The sequence below is a fragment of the Paraburkholderia nodosa DSM 21604 genome, from assembly GCF_000519185.1.
GTDB classification, from domain to species: domain Bacteria; phylum Pseudomonadota; class Gammaproteobacteria; order Burkholderiales; family Burkholderiaceae; genus Paraburkholderia; species Paraburkholderia nodosa.
Window position 1 is genome coordinate 154,088 of sequence record NZ_JAFA01000002.1, and the last position, 14,336, is coordinate 168,423.

Here is a 14,336-nt window from a genome sequence, read left to right on the forward strand (position 1 = left end):
GGCGTGGGCGCCGCCCCGACTCATCACGGCAAATCGTCATCGCCGGAGCGTTGCAATACCGGGTCGCGAAATGCCCGATAGACCACGAATGCCATCCACAACGCCAGCACGCCGAAGCTCCACCACCGCAGGAATATTCCCCATCCCCAGATGAGCGTACCGAACGCCGAAAGCGTCAGTCCACGCCTGGCCGCGAGTACCTCGCTCATTGCGTGACGAGGCTTGAATCCGGCATCCTGATTTGCGTGGGCGACCACCAGATCCGTCACGGTATGCTCGAGATAGCGGCGCGACGCCAGCAAAAGGCCCGTGATGGTGATGACCGATCCGGACCGCTCGAACAGGTCCCAACGTGTTGAAGCCTGTGCGAGGTAGGCGCATATAATCGCCGGCGAAACCGCCAGCGCGATCATGGCGATGCTGCGAAAAATATAGCCCCACGGCGTCCGCAGGGTGTCCTCGCACAGGCAGCGCACAGCGCAGCGAAACGGCTCCTTACTCACGATACGCCCTCTCCAGCCGGTTCGCGGGCTTCGATCGCCAGCTCGCCGTCGGCGATTTTCCGTTCTTCCTCGAGCGGCAGGATGAGCGCCTCACGATCATCCTGCGGCACGGAACCGGGCAAGCGATGCACGTCGTGCGTCACGAAACCCTGCTCGCGGCTCGGCACGTCGAACCACTCGCGATGAGAAAACGAATCACGAATGTCTTCGAGGCCGCTGTCCCAATGCTCCCGCATCGTGTCGACGCTGAATTCGTAGTCCTTATAATGTCCTTCATAAGGCTTGTTCTTGTAGATGAGGTGCACCACATTGATCGCGCTGCCGTCGGCCGCCTCTTCGGCGAGGCGAAACAGCGGATCGGTCCTGCGCACATCGGCGGGAATGTGCGCGAGCAACTCCTTGATGAATCGGGCGTGCTTCTGACGATCCGCCAGCATGCTAGTCACCGCGCGTGTGCGGCTCGAATACTGGATGTCCTTGGCGCGCGCGGAGATATCGAAGAAGTCGCCAGGCGCATTGCCGCGCGCGCTCCAGAGATCGACCTGAAACACCAGCGCATCCTTATGGTCCGCATCGCGCAGCACCTCGGTCAACGGCGTATTCGACACGAGCCCGCCGTCCCAGTAATACTCGCCGTCGATCTCGACCGCCGGAAAGCCGGGCGGCAACGCCCCGGATGCCATGAAATGCTCGGGCTTCAAACGCATCTTCGTGTTGTCGAAGTACACCAGGTTGCCGGTCCGCACGTTCACCGCCCCCACCGAAACACGGACGTCGCCGTCGTTGATGCGGTCGAAGTCGGCGAACTCGAGCAGCGTCTCCTTCAACGCGGCCGTATCGTAGTAGCTGACCACGTTGGGGTTTTGCTTGTCGAGCCCGGCTACCGGCAACGGCACGCGCGGCGAGAAAAACCCCGGCTGGCCCTCGGTCAGGGCGCGTGCGGCCGCCCACCCACTCGCCCACTTGCGCGTGAAATCGTGCATGCCGAACATGGGCGGCATCCAGGCACCCAGACCACCGACCCAGTCGCGTGGATGGCAGATCCGGTTCCAGAATCCATGCAACGCCGCCACGCGGTTTTCCGGCGCATTGCCAGCGATGATGGCGGTATTGAGCGCGCCGATCGAAATGCCGGAGATCGTGCCCGGATGCACACCCATCTCGGCCAGGCCTTCGTACACGCCGGCCTGGTACGAGCCGAGCGCGCCACCGCCCTGAAGCACCAGAGCGACTTCGTCGTAGTGCGGCAGCACGAACGCCACTTTGTTGTGCAAAGACATGTTGCTTCCCTTCGCGTAAATCCACGCAAACTTATTCGTTGACCGCGAGCTTCACGGTTTCGCTGTGAGCCAGATAGTCGAGCGCAACCTCGCCGATATCCAGCGTGAGATTGGCGATCAGATGCCGCGCGCCGACCACCCGCTTCACCGGCAGATCGGCCACGGGCGCCAGCGCATGCGGATGAAATTCGAGCGCCGCCGGACCGCTCCACGCCCCGAGCACGCTCACGTCGCGCAAGTAAAAGCGCACGAGTTCGCAGACGCGCGGCGAACCGTCAACGTGCGGGATCACCTTGAGCAGATAATTCGGCGTCTCTGCAAGCTTCCTGCGTTCGGCCTCGATATCGAGCGGCACATGCTTGTAGCCCATCGTGCCGGTTGCGACGCGTTGGGTGCCGTAGTCGAGCGTGCCGAGCAGCGTGTCGTTGCCATCGATGCTCAAGGTCGGTCTCGCCAGCTTCTTCGGAAAGCCCCAGATTTCCCGGCCACCGGCAATCGGGCCTTCGTCGTCGAGGTACATCGAATGCGTGTAGTTGCCGAGGCGCCCTTCCTGATCGCGCACCGTAATGACCTGACCGGTTTCCGTGTAGTCACCGAAGCCCGACGAATCCGGCATACGAATAAATTCGTAGTGCACAAGATTGTTTTCCGGGCGCAAGGGCTCCGGCACGATGGCTTTCAGCGCATCGAAATCGGTCTCGTAGGTAATGATGAAATATTCCCGGTTGATAAAGCGGTACGGCGGCCGGGGATAGGCGGGGTTGTGGACAGGCATCGCAAAGGCGTCTTTGCGAATCGAAGCCAGATTCAGGCGGGTCATGACGTTCTCTCTTAGAGATTGAGTTGCACCGCAGCAGATGCTACGCACTCACGAATCACGAGAGAATCCGTCGATATCAGGAATCTATCTTCCACATATCGGGAAGGTATTGCGGTGAGGGAAACGGAGAAGAGGCCGCCGGCAATCCCGCCGGCAAGCCTCTTGCCATTTCATTGCCATTCGCGAACGCCAGGCGCGCCGCTCAGCTTTCGCACTCCGTAATCGCGCTGTAAACGAGCGTGCGCAACTGCCGGCGAATCGGGTACGCGGTCGAAGGCAACAGCTGGGTGAGAAACAGCACGACCATGTCCTCGCGAGGATCGGCCCAGAAGAAGGTGCTGGCCGCGCCGCCCCAGAAGAAGTCGCCCGCGCTGCCCGGAATCAGCGTGGATGCGGGCGCAATCGTCGTGGCGAAGCCGAGCCCGAAGCCCACGCCTTCGTAAGCCGCTTCGGTGAACATCGAGCGCGAGAGGCGCGGCAGGTCGACACCGCCCGGCAGATGGTTGGCGGTCATCAGCGCGATGGTCTTCGGCCCCAGCAGCCGCACGCCGTCCAGCTCGCCGCCCCGCAGCAGCATGCGCGCGAACCGCATGTAGTCGGCCGCCGTGGATACGAGGCCGCCGCCGCCCGAAACGAACGACGGCGGCTCGCGATACGGGCTCGTGTGAGGATCGTCCTGCAGCTCAGGACCTTGTTCGGAAACGACCTTCGAGCCGAGCGCGCCGATGGCATAGCAGGCGCAGAAGCGCGACACCTTCTCCTGCGGCACGTAAAAGGCCGTGTCGACCATGCCGAGCGGCTCGAAGATGCGCGTTTTCAGAAAGTCCTCGAAGGCCATGCCGCTGACCTTGCCGACGAGATAGCCGAGCACGTCCGTGGAAACCGAATAGTTCCAGGCCTCGCCCGGCGAAAATTCCAGCGGCAGCGTGGCCAGTTTCTCGATCATTTCGTCGAGCGTGCCCGCGGTCGCAAGCTCGCCCACCTTCAGTTTGCGATACGCCGCATCGACATTGGTGTTCTGCTGAAAGCCGTACGTCAGGCCCGAGGTATGCCGCAACAGGTCGACCACGCGCATCGGGCGTGCGCTCGCGCGCGTCTGGAAGCTCTCCATGAAACCGCCCGCGTACACGCCGAGCTTCTCCCACGACGGGATGTACTTGCTGACGGGGTCGTCGAGCGCGATCTTGCACTCCTCGACCAGCATCATGATCGCCACCGACGTAATGGGTTTGGTCATCGAGTAGATGCGGAAGATCGAGTCCTCGGCCATCGGCGTGCGCCGTTCGCGGTCCGCGAGACCCAGCACCGAGTTCAGCGCGAGTTCGCCGCGCCGCCACACCTGGGTCACGGCGCCCGCGAGCGTGCCGGTCGCGACGTAGTTCTCTTCGAGAAAACGTTCGATCCGCGCGAGCCGCTCACACGACATGCCCTGCTTTTCCAGACCTTCCCTACCCATGACGCCTCCTTGAATGGATTGACCGAGCGTATTCGGAACCGATGGATTGCACGCGATGCGCGTCACAGTATCGGTCATTCGGCGCGAAGTTGCCTTGCATTGCGTATCGGCGCCATGCGCGTTGAAATTTCGTTTTTTTAGCGCCTCGAGACGCAATACGTGTGGGGTACACTACCGGGCGACAAAATACAGAATGAGAGCGGGGGTGGCAGCCATGGGCGAAATGGAAACACATTCCTGGCCCGGGAAAGCGTTGTTTCGCGCATTTCCGAAGGACCCAGAAAAGGAGCAGGCCGTACTGCGCATCACGCTCGGTTCCGTCGTGCTTCTCGCCTACCTCGTTGCCTGCTCGATCTATCGCTCGACCCACGTCTACGCCACGCTTCTGGCGGTCACCGCCTATGTGGCGTTCGGCGTCATCACGTATGTGGCGGTCACCGTCGCACCAACGCGCTCGCTCTTGCGCCTCACGCTTTCCACGTTCGCCGATCAGGCCATCGTCACCGCCGCGCTGGCCGTGGGCGGAACGGCCGCGCTGCCGCTTCTGTGGGTGGCCTTCTGGTTTCTGGTCGGCGCGGGCTGCCGCTATGGCCAGCGCATGCTGGGCCTTTCCTGTGTGGTGGCGCTCGTCGGCATCATGGGACTGATGCATTGGCAACCGTGGTGGCGCGCCAACGTCACGGCCGCGCTCGGCATTGCGCTGAGCATCGTGGCGACGTCCGTCTACCTGGCGGTACTCGTCTACCGGCTGGAACGCCAGGCGTCGACCGATCCGCTCACCGGGCTCTACAACCGCGTGCGGCTCGAGCAGGCCATTGGGCGCACGCTCTTTACGCGCGCCGGTGAGGTCGAGCGCACCGCCATGCTGCTCGTCGATCTCGACGGCTTCAAGGAAGTGAACGACTCCTTCGGGCACGCGGTGGGCGACGAACTGCTGCGCAGCTTCGCCGCCGCACTGGTGCGCCGCATGCGGCGAGGCGACACGCTCGCACGCCTGGGCGGCGACGAGTTCGTGGTGCTGGCGCGTCACGTCTACGACAAGAACGACGCGCTTACCGTCGCCAACAGCATCCACGCGATTCTCGCCAACATGCGCACCGTGGGCGGCTATCCGGTGACCGTATCGTGCAGCATCGGCGTGTGCCTGCTCACGGAAGGCAGCGGCAGCCGCTCGCTCGATGCGCGAACCTTGATGCGCGCCGTCGACAGCGCCATGTACCGGGCCAAGTCGCGTGGCATGGGCAAGACCGAGTTCGTCGATACGGTCGGCGTCGCGCCCAGCATGGTCTGACCCCACTCGCTGCCGTCGCGTTCGGGGAATCCCCGGCTTGCGCCACGCTTATGCCCGGATTGTTCTCCTGGCGGAAACAGTGAATTCGGCTATTAGGTATTTACCCTAGTCTCCGACCCTCCTACACTGACTTCACCGCTGCTTACAACCCTGTAGGCAGCTAAAGAAGAAAATAAATCTGGAGGTTAGTCATGAAATCGCTCGTCCAAGCCGTCGTTATCGCTGCCGCCCTCGCCGCGCCCGTTGCCGTGTTCGCCCAGTCGAACCAGCCCGTGACGCGCGCGCAAGTCCGTGCAGACATGGTCCAGGTCGAAAAGGCCGGCTTCAATCCGGCACGTTCGAACCCCAATGAATATCCGGCGAACATTCAAGCTGCCGAAGCTCGCGTCGCTGCGCAAAACAGCGCAGTGGGCGGCGTGAACAACGGTTCGTCGCAAGCCGGTCAGGCAGCGCAGTAAGCTGCCCGGCTGAATCGCCGCGCTTCGTAGTTGTTGCCTTCTGGCCCGCCATCGCAGTTGTGTTGCGATGGCGGGCCAGTTGCGTATCTGGCGTTCGCAACGCCTCGCGTTGCCCCTTGTTAAGGCTGAACGCGCAACACGACCTCTCCGTCGCCCGCCGGCAACTGCACCTGCACGCCCAGTTCCCCGGCTAGCGAACTCAAACCGCCGGCGTCGCGCAGTTCGGGCCATTGCCGCAGCGTGAGCGGGAGCGATTCCTTCACGCCGTCGTAGCGCACGTTCAGCGTATCGCCGCGCCGGGTCACGCTCACGTAGGTCACGCGCGCGCCGCGCTCGTCGCGCAGCGTCGCCGCCGCGCTCGCGCCGTCGGCCAGTTCGAACAGATGCAGTTCGCAGCGCGATGCGTAGTCGTAATCGGGGCGCTGGTCCTCGGTGCCGATCGCGAGCAGCGTATTCGGCCGCACGTAGACAGGCAGGCTCAGAAACCCGTGCCGCTCGCGCACCCACCTGCCGCCCTCGACCGGCCTGCCCGTGAACAGATGCGTCCAGCGCCCCGCCGGCAGCCAGAAGTCCACGTCGCCCGCGGCGTTGAACACCGGCGCCACCAGCAGCGATTCGCCGAGCAGATACTGACGGTCCAGGTGATCGCAGGTCGGGTCGCCGGGAAACTCCAGCAGCATGGCGCGCAGCATCGGCGTACCGCGATCGACCGCCTGCTGCGCGGCGTCGAACAGGTACGGCATGAGGCGTGACTTCCATTCGGTGAAATGGCGCACCACCTCCACGGCTTCGTCGTCGAACAGCCATGGAACGCGATACGACTTGCTGCCGTGCAGGCGGCTGTGGCTCGAAAGCAGCCCGAACGCGCACCAGCGCTTGTAGACGTCGGCGGGCGCGGTGTGCTCGAATCCGCCGATGTCATGGCTCCAGAAACCGAAGCCGCTCAGGCCCAGCGAGAGACCGCCGCGCAACGTCTCGGCCATCGATTCGTAAGTCGCGCTGCAGTCGCCGCCCCAATGCACGGGCAACTGCTGGCTGCCCACGGTGCCGGAGCGCGCGAACACCACCGCCTCGCCCTCGCCGCGCACGTCGCGCAGCACGTCGAACACCACCTTGTTGTAGAGGTAGCTGTAGTAGTTGTGCATCTTCTGCGGATCGGAGCCGTCGTGGTAGACCACGTCGGTCGGAATACGCTCGCCGAAATCCGTCTTGAAGCAGTCCACGCCCATTTCCAGCAAACGCCGCAAATGTCCCGCATACCACTGCGCCGCGGCGGGATTCGTGAAGTCGACGATGCCCTGACCGGGCTGCCAGCGGTCCCACTGCCACACGTCGCCGTTGGGCTTGCGCAGGAGGTAGCCCTTCGCCATGCCTTCGGCGAACAGTGGCGAAGGTTGCGCGATATACGGATTGATCCACACGCAGATCTTCAGCCCGCGCGCCTTGAGCCGCGCGAGCATGCCCTGCGGATCGGGAAAGGTCTCGCGGTTCCACTCGAAGTCGCACCAGTGGAAAGCCTTCATCCAGAAGCAGTCAAAGTGAAACACGTGCAGCGGGATGCCGCGCTGTGCCATGCCGTCGATGAAGTGATTCACCGTGGCTTCGTCGTAATTGGTGGTGAACGAGGTGGTGAGCCACAGGCCGAACGACCACGCGGGCGGCAGCGCCGGGCGCCCGGTGAGCTGCGTGAAGCGTTCCAGCACGGCTTTGGGCGTGGGGCCGTCGATCACGTAGTATTCGAGCCGCTCGCCTGCCACGCTGAACTGCACCTTCGCCACCTTCTCGCTGGCCACCTCGAACGACACGTTTTCCGGATGATTCACCAGCACGCCGTAGCCGCGGTTGGTCAGGTAAAACGGCACGTTCTTGTACGCCTGCTCGGTGCCCGTGCCGCCGTCGCGGTTCCAGCTTTCGACCACCTGCCCGTTCTTCACGAACGCGGTAAAGCGCTCGCCGAGCCCATAGACGTTTTCGCCAACGCCCAGGTCGAGCCGCTCGAACATGAACGCGGCGCCTTGCTGGCTGGCGTCCTGGACCTGGCCGCTCGCGCGAAAGCCGCTGCCGGTGATGCGCTCGCCGTCGCGCAGGAAATCCACCGACCAGTCGCCCGACTTGACGATGCGCACCGTCAGCGACCCGCTGGTGAGGCTCGCCTCGGCCTCGGTGTTGCGCGTGACGACTTCCGTGCTCGTGCGCTGCAGCGTGAAATGCGGGCCGCGATCGCGCGCGCCGGCAAAATGCTCGACGCGCACGCCAATCACACCGCTTTGCGGCGAAAAGAAGCGCCACGTGAAGAGGCCCGTGTCGAGCTGCCGTTCGCGGTTCGAGACGTCGCGGGGCGCCACATGCACGAGCAGTTCGTCGCCGACGATCTCCACGCTGTGCGGCGACGCCGAGTACGAGACGTTCAGGCCGTCCCGGATCAACCAGTTGCCATCGCTGATTTTCATTTAGATGTACTCATAGCTCATTGAACAGCCAATCCTTATCTACCTGCGGTGTGGCTAGAGCGCCTGCTCGGTCTTCCTGTCGAACACGTGGATGTGCTCGCCCGCCATCTCGAGTCCGATCGCCTCGCCGCTGCGCATGGCGCACACGCCGGCTTGCGCGATCATCACGGGTGCCGGGACGCCATCGAGCTTCACCGCGATGAAGTTCATGGAGCCGGTGGTCTCCACGGTGTCGACAACGCCGCGCAGGCCATGCGCCTCGCGGTGCAACTGCAGATGCTCGGGACGCAGGCCGATCCAGACCTCGGCGCCCGCCGGCAGCGCGCGGGCCAGGTCGAGCGTCTGCGCGCCAGCGCCTGGTGTGCCGCCGAACTGCGCGCTGCGCCCGTCCGGTCCGATCACGGCTTCGATGAAGTTCATCGACGGCGAGCCGATGAAGCCCGCGACAAAGCGGTTGGCAGGTCGGTGATACAGCGCGAGCGGCGCGCCCTGCTGCTCGACTTCGCCCGCGCGCATCACGACCACGTGATCGGCCATCGTCATCGCCTCGATCTGGTCGTGCGTGACGTACACCGAAGTTGCGGAGAGTCGCTGATGCAGCTTGCGGATTTCCGTGCGCATATGCACACGCAGGGCGGCATCGAGATTCGAGAGCGGCTCGTCGAACAGAAATACCTTCGGATTGCGTACGATGGCGCGGCCCATCGCCACGCGCTGGCGCTGGCCGCCCGAAAGCTGGCGCGGCATGCGCGCGAGCAGATGGTCGAGGCCCAGCGTGCGCGCCACGCCGTCGATGCTCTCGCGAATGACCTTCGGCGCGGCGCGACGCAGCCGCAACGAGTACGACATGTTCTTTTCGATGTTCATGTGCGGATAGAGCGCGTAGCTCTGGAACACCATCGCCACGTCGCGCTTGCGAGGCGGCACGTCGTTGACGACCTGGCCGTCGATGCGCAGCGTGCCGCCCGTGATCGGTTCGAGCCCGGCAATGGTGCGCAGCAAGGTGGACTTGCCGCATCCCGACGGTCCGACCAGCGCGACGAAGCACCCTTCCGGCACGCTGATATCGATGTCCTTCAAAACCTGCACGGTTCCGTAGCTCTTGCTCAGGCGCTCGATCTGTATGCGATCCACAGCGATTCTCCGTATGCGTTACTTGAGCGCGCCGGCCGTCAGCCCGGCGACGATCTTGCGTTGCAGCAGCATGAACGCCACGAGGATGGGCGTGACGAAAATGGCCGAGTAGGTCATGATGCCGATCCAGTCGACCTTGGTCGCGCCGACGAATGCCGAGAGGCCCACCGTGGCGGTCTGATACTGGTCGTCGAGAATCAGCGAGCGGGCATAGACGTACTCGCCGAACGATTGCAGGAACACAAGGATCGCCGAAACGAGAATGCCGTTCACCGCGAGCGGCAAGATCACGCCGAAGAACGCGCGCGCCGGCGTGGCGCCGTCCACGAGCGCCGCGTCGCGCAGCTCGCGCGGCACCTGCACGAAGCTCGGGCGGCACAGCACGATATAGAACGGCAGCGTCTTGGTGATCTGCGCGAGCACCACGGCGAGGCGGGGCGTGTCGAGGAGGCCGAGCATCTTGAACGCCGTGAAGATCGGCGTGACCATGAGGCTCGACGGCAGCGCCTGCAGCACCAGCACCGCGAAGATCGCGACACTGGTCCAGCGGTTCTGCACGAACGCGAGCGCATAAGCGGCGCCGGTGCCGACGAAGACGGTCACCGCCACCGTGCCGCATGCGGTCACGAACGAGTTCCACAGGAAGTTGCCCATGCCGCTGCTGCTGAACACCTGCCACAGGTGCGATTGCAGATGCTGCGGCCAGAACGTAGGCGGATACTGGAACATCTCGCTCGCGCTCTTGAACGCGGTGATGTACATCCAGTACAGCGGGAACAGGTAAACCGCCGTGACGCACAGCGCAATGACGAACAGCCCATAGCGCTTCATCCCAGCCTCCCGCTTGGAGATCGCTTCATCTCAGACCATCCTTTCGTTGCGCGTGGAGCGCACGTAGATCACCGCGACGATCAGCACGAGCACCAGCATGACCGTGGCCACCGCCGAGCCCGCCGACACCTCGAAAGTCTGCAATGAGAGCTGCCACGACCAGTACTGCGCGACCAGCGACGAGTTGGCCGGACCGCCTTGCGTGAGCGCTGCGATCAGGTCGAACTGCTGCATCGTCAGAATCGCGCCCAGCGCGATCACGGCGCCGAGCGTGGCCTTCATCATCGGCAGCGTGATGCCGATGAAACGCTGCAGCGCATTCGCGCCATCGAGTTCGGCGGCTTCGTAGAGATCGACCGGAATGGCCGCGAGCCCGACCGAAAGCAGCAGCATATTGAACGGCACGCCAAGCCACACGTTCGCGGCGATCACCGCATAGAGCGACCAGTGCGGATCGGAGAGCCAGAAGATCTTCTCTTGCAGGATGTGCGTTTGCATCAGTACATGATTGAGCACGCCATAATCGCCCGCGAAGATCAGCTTCCAGATCACACCGACCACGAGCCCCGGCATGATCCAGCCCGCGAGAAACAGGCCGCGCATGAGGCTCGCGAACGGAAAGTCCTGCGCGAACAGCAGCGCCAGCAGAAAACCGATCACCACCTGGAAGACGAGGGAGAGCCCGACGAACAGCACCGTGTTCACGATCACCTGGTGCATCTCGGGACGGCTGAACACATCGCGATAGTTCGCCAGCCCGACGAACGGCCGCAACAGCGTGGCGGGGGCCATCAGATCGACCTGCTGAAACGACAGGACGATGTTGTAGATGAGCGGCAGGCCCGCAAACACCAGCAGATACAGCAGCGCGAACACCGCCAGCGAGATCTCGAAGGCGTGCGCGCGCGGCAAGCGGCCCAGGCGCCCCGCGGCCGGGTCGCGAGGAGCGCGGCGCGAAAGTGTGTTCATGGCGTTCATTGCTCAAAGGCGGGACGGCGCCCGAAGAACACAGGTTCCCCGGGCGGCAACAACCTCAATGCCATACTTGGGAATGCTTACTTCGCTGCGGCCTGCACGGTCTGTGCGTCGGCCGCCATGGCCTGTTGCGGCGTGGCCTGGTGCGTCAGCACTGACTGGATCGCATCGGAGATCGACTTCGAGATTTTCGGCCAGTTCGGGTTCGGACCACGCGCACGGGCGTACTGCATCTGCTCGTTGAAGACCTTGTACGCCTGCGGCCACTTCGGGTTCGGCGTCACGGTGTCTTTGGACGGCGGCAGCATGCCGAATTCGTTCCAGTCGCGGCCGCGCTGCGCATACATGTACTCGAGGAACTGGAAGGCCACATCCGGGTTCTTCGCGCCACGCAGGATCGCGTGATTCTGCTCGCCGAGCGCGGAGGCGCGCGGGCCGCCCGCCTTCTCGACCGGCAGGAGCGCGACGCCCCACTTGAACTTCGCGCCCTTTTCCACGGCGCCCAGTTCCCACGGACCGTCGATGTCCATCGCGGCATTGCCGTTGATGAACGTGGCCGCCGCCTCCGACTGGCTATGCGTGAGCGTGTCCGGCGACGCCACCTTGCTGTCCAGCAGCTTCTGCCAGAAGGCGGCCGCGCGCACGGCGCCCGGGTCGCTCATGCGGTCCCAGTCCGCGCCCGCGGCCTGCACGAATGGCAGGAACTGGAACACACCTTCTTCCGTGTTGATGGCGGAAAACGCGAGACCGTACACGCCCTTCTTCGCGTCGGTGAGCTTTTGCGCGTCCGTATAGAGTTCGTCCCAGGTCTGCGGCGCGTGCTCGGGATCGAGCCCGGCTGCCTTGAACATGTCCTTGTTGTAGTACAGCGCGAGCGTGTTCGTGCCGCGCGGGATCGCATACACCTTGCCGTTCCAGGTGGCGTTTTTCAGCGGACCGGGGAAGATCTGCTTCGCGTCGATGACCTTCGACTTCGCGAGGTACGGGTCGAGATCGAGCAGCGCGTTCTTCGAAGCGAACATCGCCGTGTTCGGGTTATCGATCGGCACGACGTCGGGCATGTTGCCGGACATCACGGCGCGCATGGTTTCGTCGTTGAGCGCCGCAAAGCCCACCTTGCGGATCTGCACATGGACATCGGGATGCAGCTTGCCGAATTCCTGCGCCATTTTCGCGGTGTAGTCGTCGGGCTCGTCCACGGCCCAGACCGAGAGCGTCGCGGCGTGCAGCGACGCGCAGGAAAGCGAGAATGCCAAACCAATGGCCGCGGATGCGGCAAGTAGCCTCTTCATGCTGTCTCCGTTTTCGCGCGTTGTGAATCGCGCTTTGTTTCAGGCTCTTTTCTGGGACCTGGCGGGAGCCGTGCCGCTGCAACCGCGTTTTCCGGAAACGTTTCCGGAAACAGGCAAATAGTTGCTTCTGCAGGCAGCGCTGTCAAGCTGGCTGCGAAAATCGCAATGCCGATTCGCGGAAACCGCAATGCCGACGGCGGCGGCCGCGGACTAGCGCTGGACGGCCTCGGACGTCACCGTGTCGTCGTCGCGCTCGCGCAGCGTCAGCGGCCACAGCAGCGGCTCGCGCGCGGCGCGGTAGGTGTCGCCAAGATCCGGGAATTGCGCGAGCAGCGCCTGCGCGAGGCGCTGCCCCAGCCCATAGGCGTCGAGCGTGAAGCCGGAGAGGCGCGGCGCGAGGTACTCCGACACTTCGCCCGCCAGCACGCCGCCCGAAATCGCCAGATCGCGGCCCGGCGCCCGGCCCGTTTCGTGCAGCTTGCGGTACGCGCCGATCGCCATGCAGTCGCTCTGGAACATGAGCGCATCGAGCGGCACGCCCAGCTTGAAGAGCGCCTCGGTCGCGAGATAGCCGCCGCGCTCGGAGAGTTCGTTGCGCTGCACGAACCCTTCGGGCACGGGCAGCCCGTGCTTCTTCATCGCCTTCTTCCACGCGTGCAGGTAGATATGCGCCTGCATCGCGTCGCCGCCGGGAATGGCGAGCGCAATACGGCGATGCCCTTGCGCCACGAGCCGCTCGACACCCTCCGTAGCGGCCGCCTCGAAGTCCAGATCGACCCATGCGTGCTTGCCGCCCGACTCGCTGCGGCCCAGCGCCACGAACGGGAAATGGCGGCTCGCGACGTAATCGAGCCGCTCGTCGTGCCGCCGCGTCCCCGCGAGAATCACGCCGTCCACATGACGGCGATCGACAATGCGCCGCAGCCGCGCGAACTCGTCGTCCCACGACTCGCTCGAGTACATGACGAGGTCCATGCCGTGCCGCGACAGGACCGACTGGAGACCGTCCGCCAGCTTCATGAAAATGCCGAGCGTGTAGGTCTCTTCTTCGCGCCGCACCGGCAGCATCAGCCCGACGATGTCGAGCCGCCCCCGGCGCAGGCTCGCGGCCGACTTGCTTGGCGCATAGCCATGCTCGAGCGCGGCGGCGCGCACGCGCTCACGCGTTTCGGCGCTCACCTCGTCGCTGTCGTTCAAGGCGCGCGACACGGTCGAAACGGACAGCTTCAGTACTTTGGCGAGTTCCCGAATACCCATGCGCTGGTTGAATGATGTTGGAATGTGTCCGGGCTCGCGGAGCCCGCACGGTGCGAAACATCATAACCGTAAGGGAGCGTTGGGCCGAAGTGGCCGAAGCAAAAAACAGCCAGCGGACGTTCTTCACGTCCGCTGGCTATTTGCTGTGGCGCCTCGCGCCGGTTTGACGGTGCGGGCCATCAAAGCCTCAAAGCGGCACATCCTCGATCAAGCGCGCTTTCAACGCGCGGATGCGCTGATCGACGAAATAGCCGCCGCCTTCCGTATACCGAAGATAAAGGCGTCCGCACAACGTGCATTTCCACACGCCGCAACGGTTATACGGAAAGTACCGGGGCGCGATCGGCGCATTCTCCGACCAGTAGCCGGCCTCTCCCGGCAGATGTTCGGCGAAGGTCGGCTCGGCTTCGTCCGCGCTAACGAGCGTGCCGATCTGTTCCAGTTGCCGCTCGTCGAGCGAGAGCGGCTGCGATTGCCAGCCATCCAGCGGCGTTTTCGTGCAGGTGCACGGCGGCGGGTCGGTTTGCTCCGCGTGTTCGGCGAGTTCGCGCAACGCGGCAGCGTCAAGGTATCGGGTCATGGAGCAAGA

13 protein-coding genes are annotated in these 14,336 nt (G+C 64.1%); 2 read left to right on the forward strand and 11 right to left on the reverse strand.

The features are described from left to right. Positions 1–23 precede the first annotated feature (23 nt). The 4 genes from A3CW_RS0103245 to A3CW_RS0103260 form a co-directional block, all read right to left on the reverse strand. Entirely contained in the window at positions 24–503 is a 480-nt protein-coding gene (locus A3CW_RS0103245; protein WP_154677842.1) for a hypothetical protein, read from the reverse strand. Next, positions 500–1,783, reverse strand: a complete 1,284-nt coding sequence (locus A3CW_RS0103250; protein WP_028202288.1) for a DUF3734 domain-containing protein — start codon at positions 1,781–1,783, stop codon at positions 500–502. Before A3CW_RS0103250 ends, A3CW_RS0103245 begins: the two co-directional genes overlap by 4 nt. Before the next feature lie 31 nt (positions 1,784–1,814). Further along, complete coding sequence (locus A3CW_RS0103255; protein WP_211254033.1) at positions 1,815–2,603, reverse strand: acetoacetate decarboxylase; 789 nt, start codon at positions 2,601–2,603, stop codon at positions 1,815–1,817. A 202-nt stretch (positions 2,604–2,805) separates the two neighbouring features. Then, the gene (locus tag A3CW_RS0103260) at positions 2,806–4,059 is read right to left on the reverse strand and encodes a serine hydrolase domain-containing protein (protein ID WP_028202290.1); all 1,254 of its coding nucleotides are present in this window, start codon (positions 4,057–4,059) and stop codon (positions 2,806–2,808) included. 223 nt (positions 4,060–4,282) lie between these two features. On the opposite strand from A3CW_RS0103260, the gene A3CW_RS0103265 reads away from it, so the two are divergent. Together A3CW_RS0103265 and A3CW_RS0103270 are read left to right on the forward strand one after the other, a co-directional pair. Beyond that, on the forward strand, positions 4,283–5,350 hold the full coding sequence (locus A3CW_RS0103265; RefSeq protein ID WP_322787935.1) for a GGDEF domain-containing protein: 1,068 nt from the start codon (positions 4,283–4,285) through the stop codon (positions 5,348–5,350). Positions 5,351–5,541: 191 nt separating this feature from the next. Further along, positions 5,542–5,808 carry a DUF4148 domain-containing protein gene (locus A3CW_RS0103270; protein WP_028202292.1) on the forward strand — a complete coding sequence of 89 codons (267 nt, stop codon included), beginning with the start codon at positions 5,542–5,544 and terminating at the stop codon, positions 5,806–5,808. Between the two features lie 119 nt (positions 5,809–5,927). Here A3CW_RS0103270 and yicI read toward each other — a convergent pair whose 3' ends face one another. From yicI to A3CW_RS0103305, 7 genes are all read right to left on the reverse strand, one after another. Further along, positions 5,928–8,258, reverse strand: a complete 2,331-nt coding sequence (gene yicI / locus A3CW_RS0103275; protein WP_028202293.1) for an alpha-xylosidase — start codon at positions 8,256–8,258, stop codon at positions 5,928–5,930. Positions 8,259–8,312: 54 nt separating this feature from the next. Continuing rightward, a complete protein-coding gene (locus tag A3CW_RS0103280) occupies positions 8,313–9,392 on the reverse strand; it encodes an ABC transporter ATP-binding protein (RefSeq protein ID WP_211254034.1) in 1,080 nt (359 codons plus the stop codon). A gap of 18 nt (positions 9,393–9,410) precedes the next feature. Further along, entirely contained in the window at positions 9,411–10,223 is an 813-nt protein-coding gene (locus tag A3CW_RS0103285; protein WP_028202295.1) for a carbohydrate ABC transporter permease, read from the reverse strand. A gap of 30 nt (positions 10,224–10,253) precedes the next feature. Further along, complete coding sequence (locus A3CW_RS0103290; protein ID WP_081771504.1) at positions 10,254–11,192, reverse strand: carbohydrate ABC transporter permease; 939 nt, start codon at positions 11,190–11,192, stop codon at positions 10,254–10,256. A gap of 86 nt (positions 11,193–11,278) precedes the next feature. Next, positions 11,279–12,490 carry an ABC transporter substrate-binding protein gene (locus A3CW_RS0103295; protein ID WP_028202297.1) on the reverse strand — a complete coding sequence of 404 codons (1,212 nt, stop codon included), beginning with the start codon at positions 12,488–12,490 and terminating at the stop codon, positions 11,279–11,281. A 210-nt stretch (positions 12,491–12,700) separates the two neighbouring features. Then, positions 12,701–13,747 carry a substrate-binding domain-containing protein gene (locus A3CW_RS45060; RefSeq protein WP_051481194.1) on the reverse strand — a complete coding sequence of 349 codons (1,047 nt, stop codon included), beginning with the start codon at positions 13,745–13,747 and terminating at the stop codon, positions 12,701–12,703. A gap of 187 nt (positions 13,748–13,934) precedes the next feature. After that, positions 13,935–14,327 (reverse strand): hypothetical protein, encoded by a 393-nt coding sequence (locus A3CW_RS0103305; RefSeq protein WP_028202298.1) that lies wholly within the window; start codon positions 14,325–14,327, stop codon positions 13,935–13,937. Positions 14,328–14,336 lie beyond the last annotated feature (9 nt).

What these genes read in the sequence shown, in the direction of transcription:
- A3CW_RS0103290 (WP_081771504.1), bottom strand. Translation starts at nt 11,192, where the DNA reads ATGAACACACTTTCGCGCCGCGCTCCTCGCGACCCGGCCGCGGGGCGC.
- A3CW_RS0103255 (WP_211254033.1), bottom strand. Translation starts at nt 2,603, where the DNA reads ATGACCCGCCTGAATCTGGCTTCGATTCGCAAAGACGCCTTTGCGATG.
- A3CW_RS0103285 (WP_028202295.1), bottom strand. Translation starts at nt 10,223, where the DNA reads ATGAAGCGCTATGGGCTGTTCGTCATTGCGCTGTGCGTCACGGCGGTT.
- A3CW_RS0103305 (WP_028202298.1), bottom strand. Translation starts at nt 14,327, where the DNA reads ATGACCCGATACCTTGACGCTGCCGCGTTGCGCGAACTCGCCGAACAC.
- A3CW_RS0103265 (WP_322787935.1), top strand. Translation starts at nt 4,283, where the DNA reads ATGGAAACACATTCCTGGCCCGGGAAAGCGTTGTTTCGCGCATTTCCG.
- A3CW_RS0103295 (WP_028202297.1), bottom strand. Translation starts at nt 12,490, where the DNA reads ATGAAGAGGCTACTTGCCGCATCCGCGGCCATTGGTTTGGCATTCTCG.
- A3CW_RS0103270 (WP_028202292.1), top strand. Translation starts at nt 5,542, where the DNA reads ATGAAATCGCTCGTCCAAGCCGTCGTTATCGCTGCCGCCCTCGCCGCG.
- yicI (WP_028202293.1), bottom strand. Translation starts at nt 8,258, where the DNA reads ATGAAAATCAGCGATGGCAACTGGTTGATCCGGGACGGCCTGAACGTC.
- A3CW_RS45060 (WP_051481194.1), bottom strand. Translation starts at nt 13,747, where the DNA reads ATGGGTATTCGGGAACTCGCCAAAGTACTGAAGCTGTCCGTTTCGACC.
- A3CW_RS0103260 (WP_028202290.1), bottom strand. Translation starts at nt 4,059, where the DNA reads ATGGGTAGGGAAGGTCTGGAAAAGCAGGGCATGTCGTGTGAGCGGCTC.
- A3CW_RS0103250 (WP_028202288.1), bottom strand. Translation starts at nt 1,783, where the DNA reads ATGTCTTTGCACAACAAAGTGGCGTTCGTGCTGCCGCACTACGACGAA.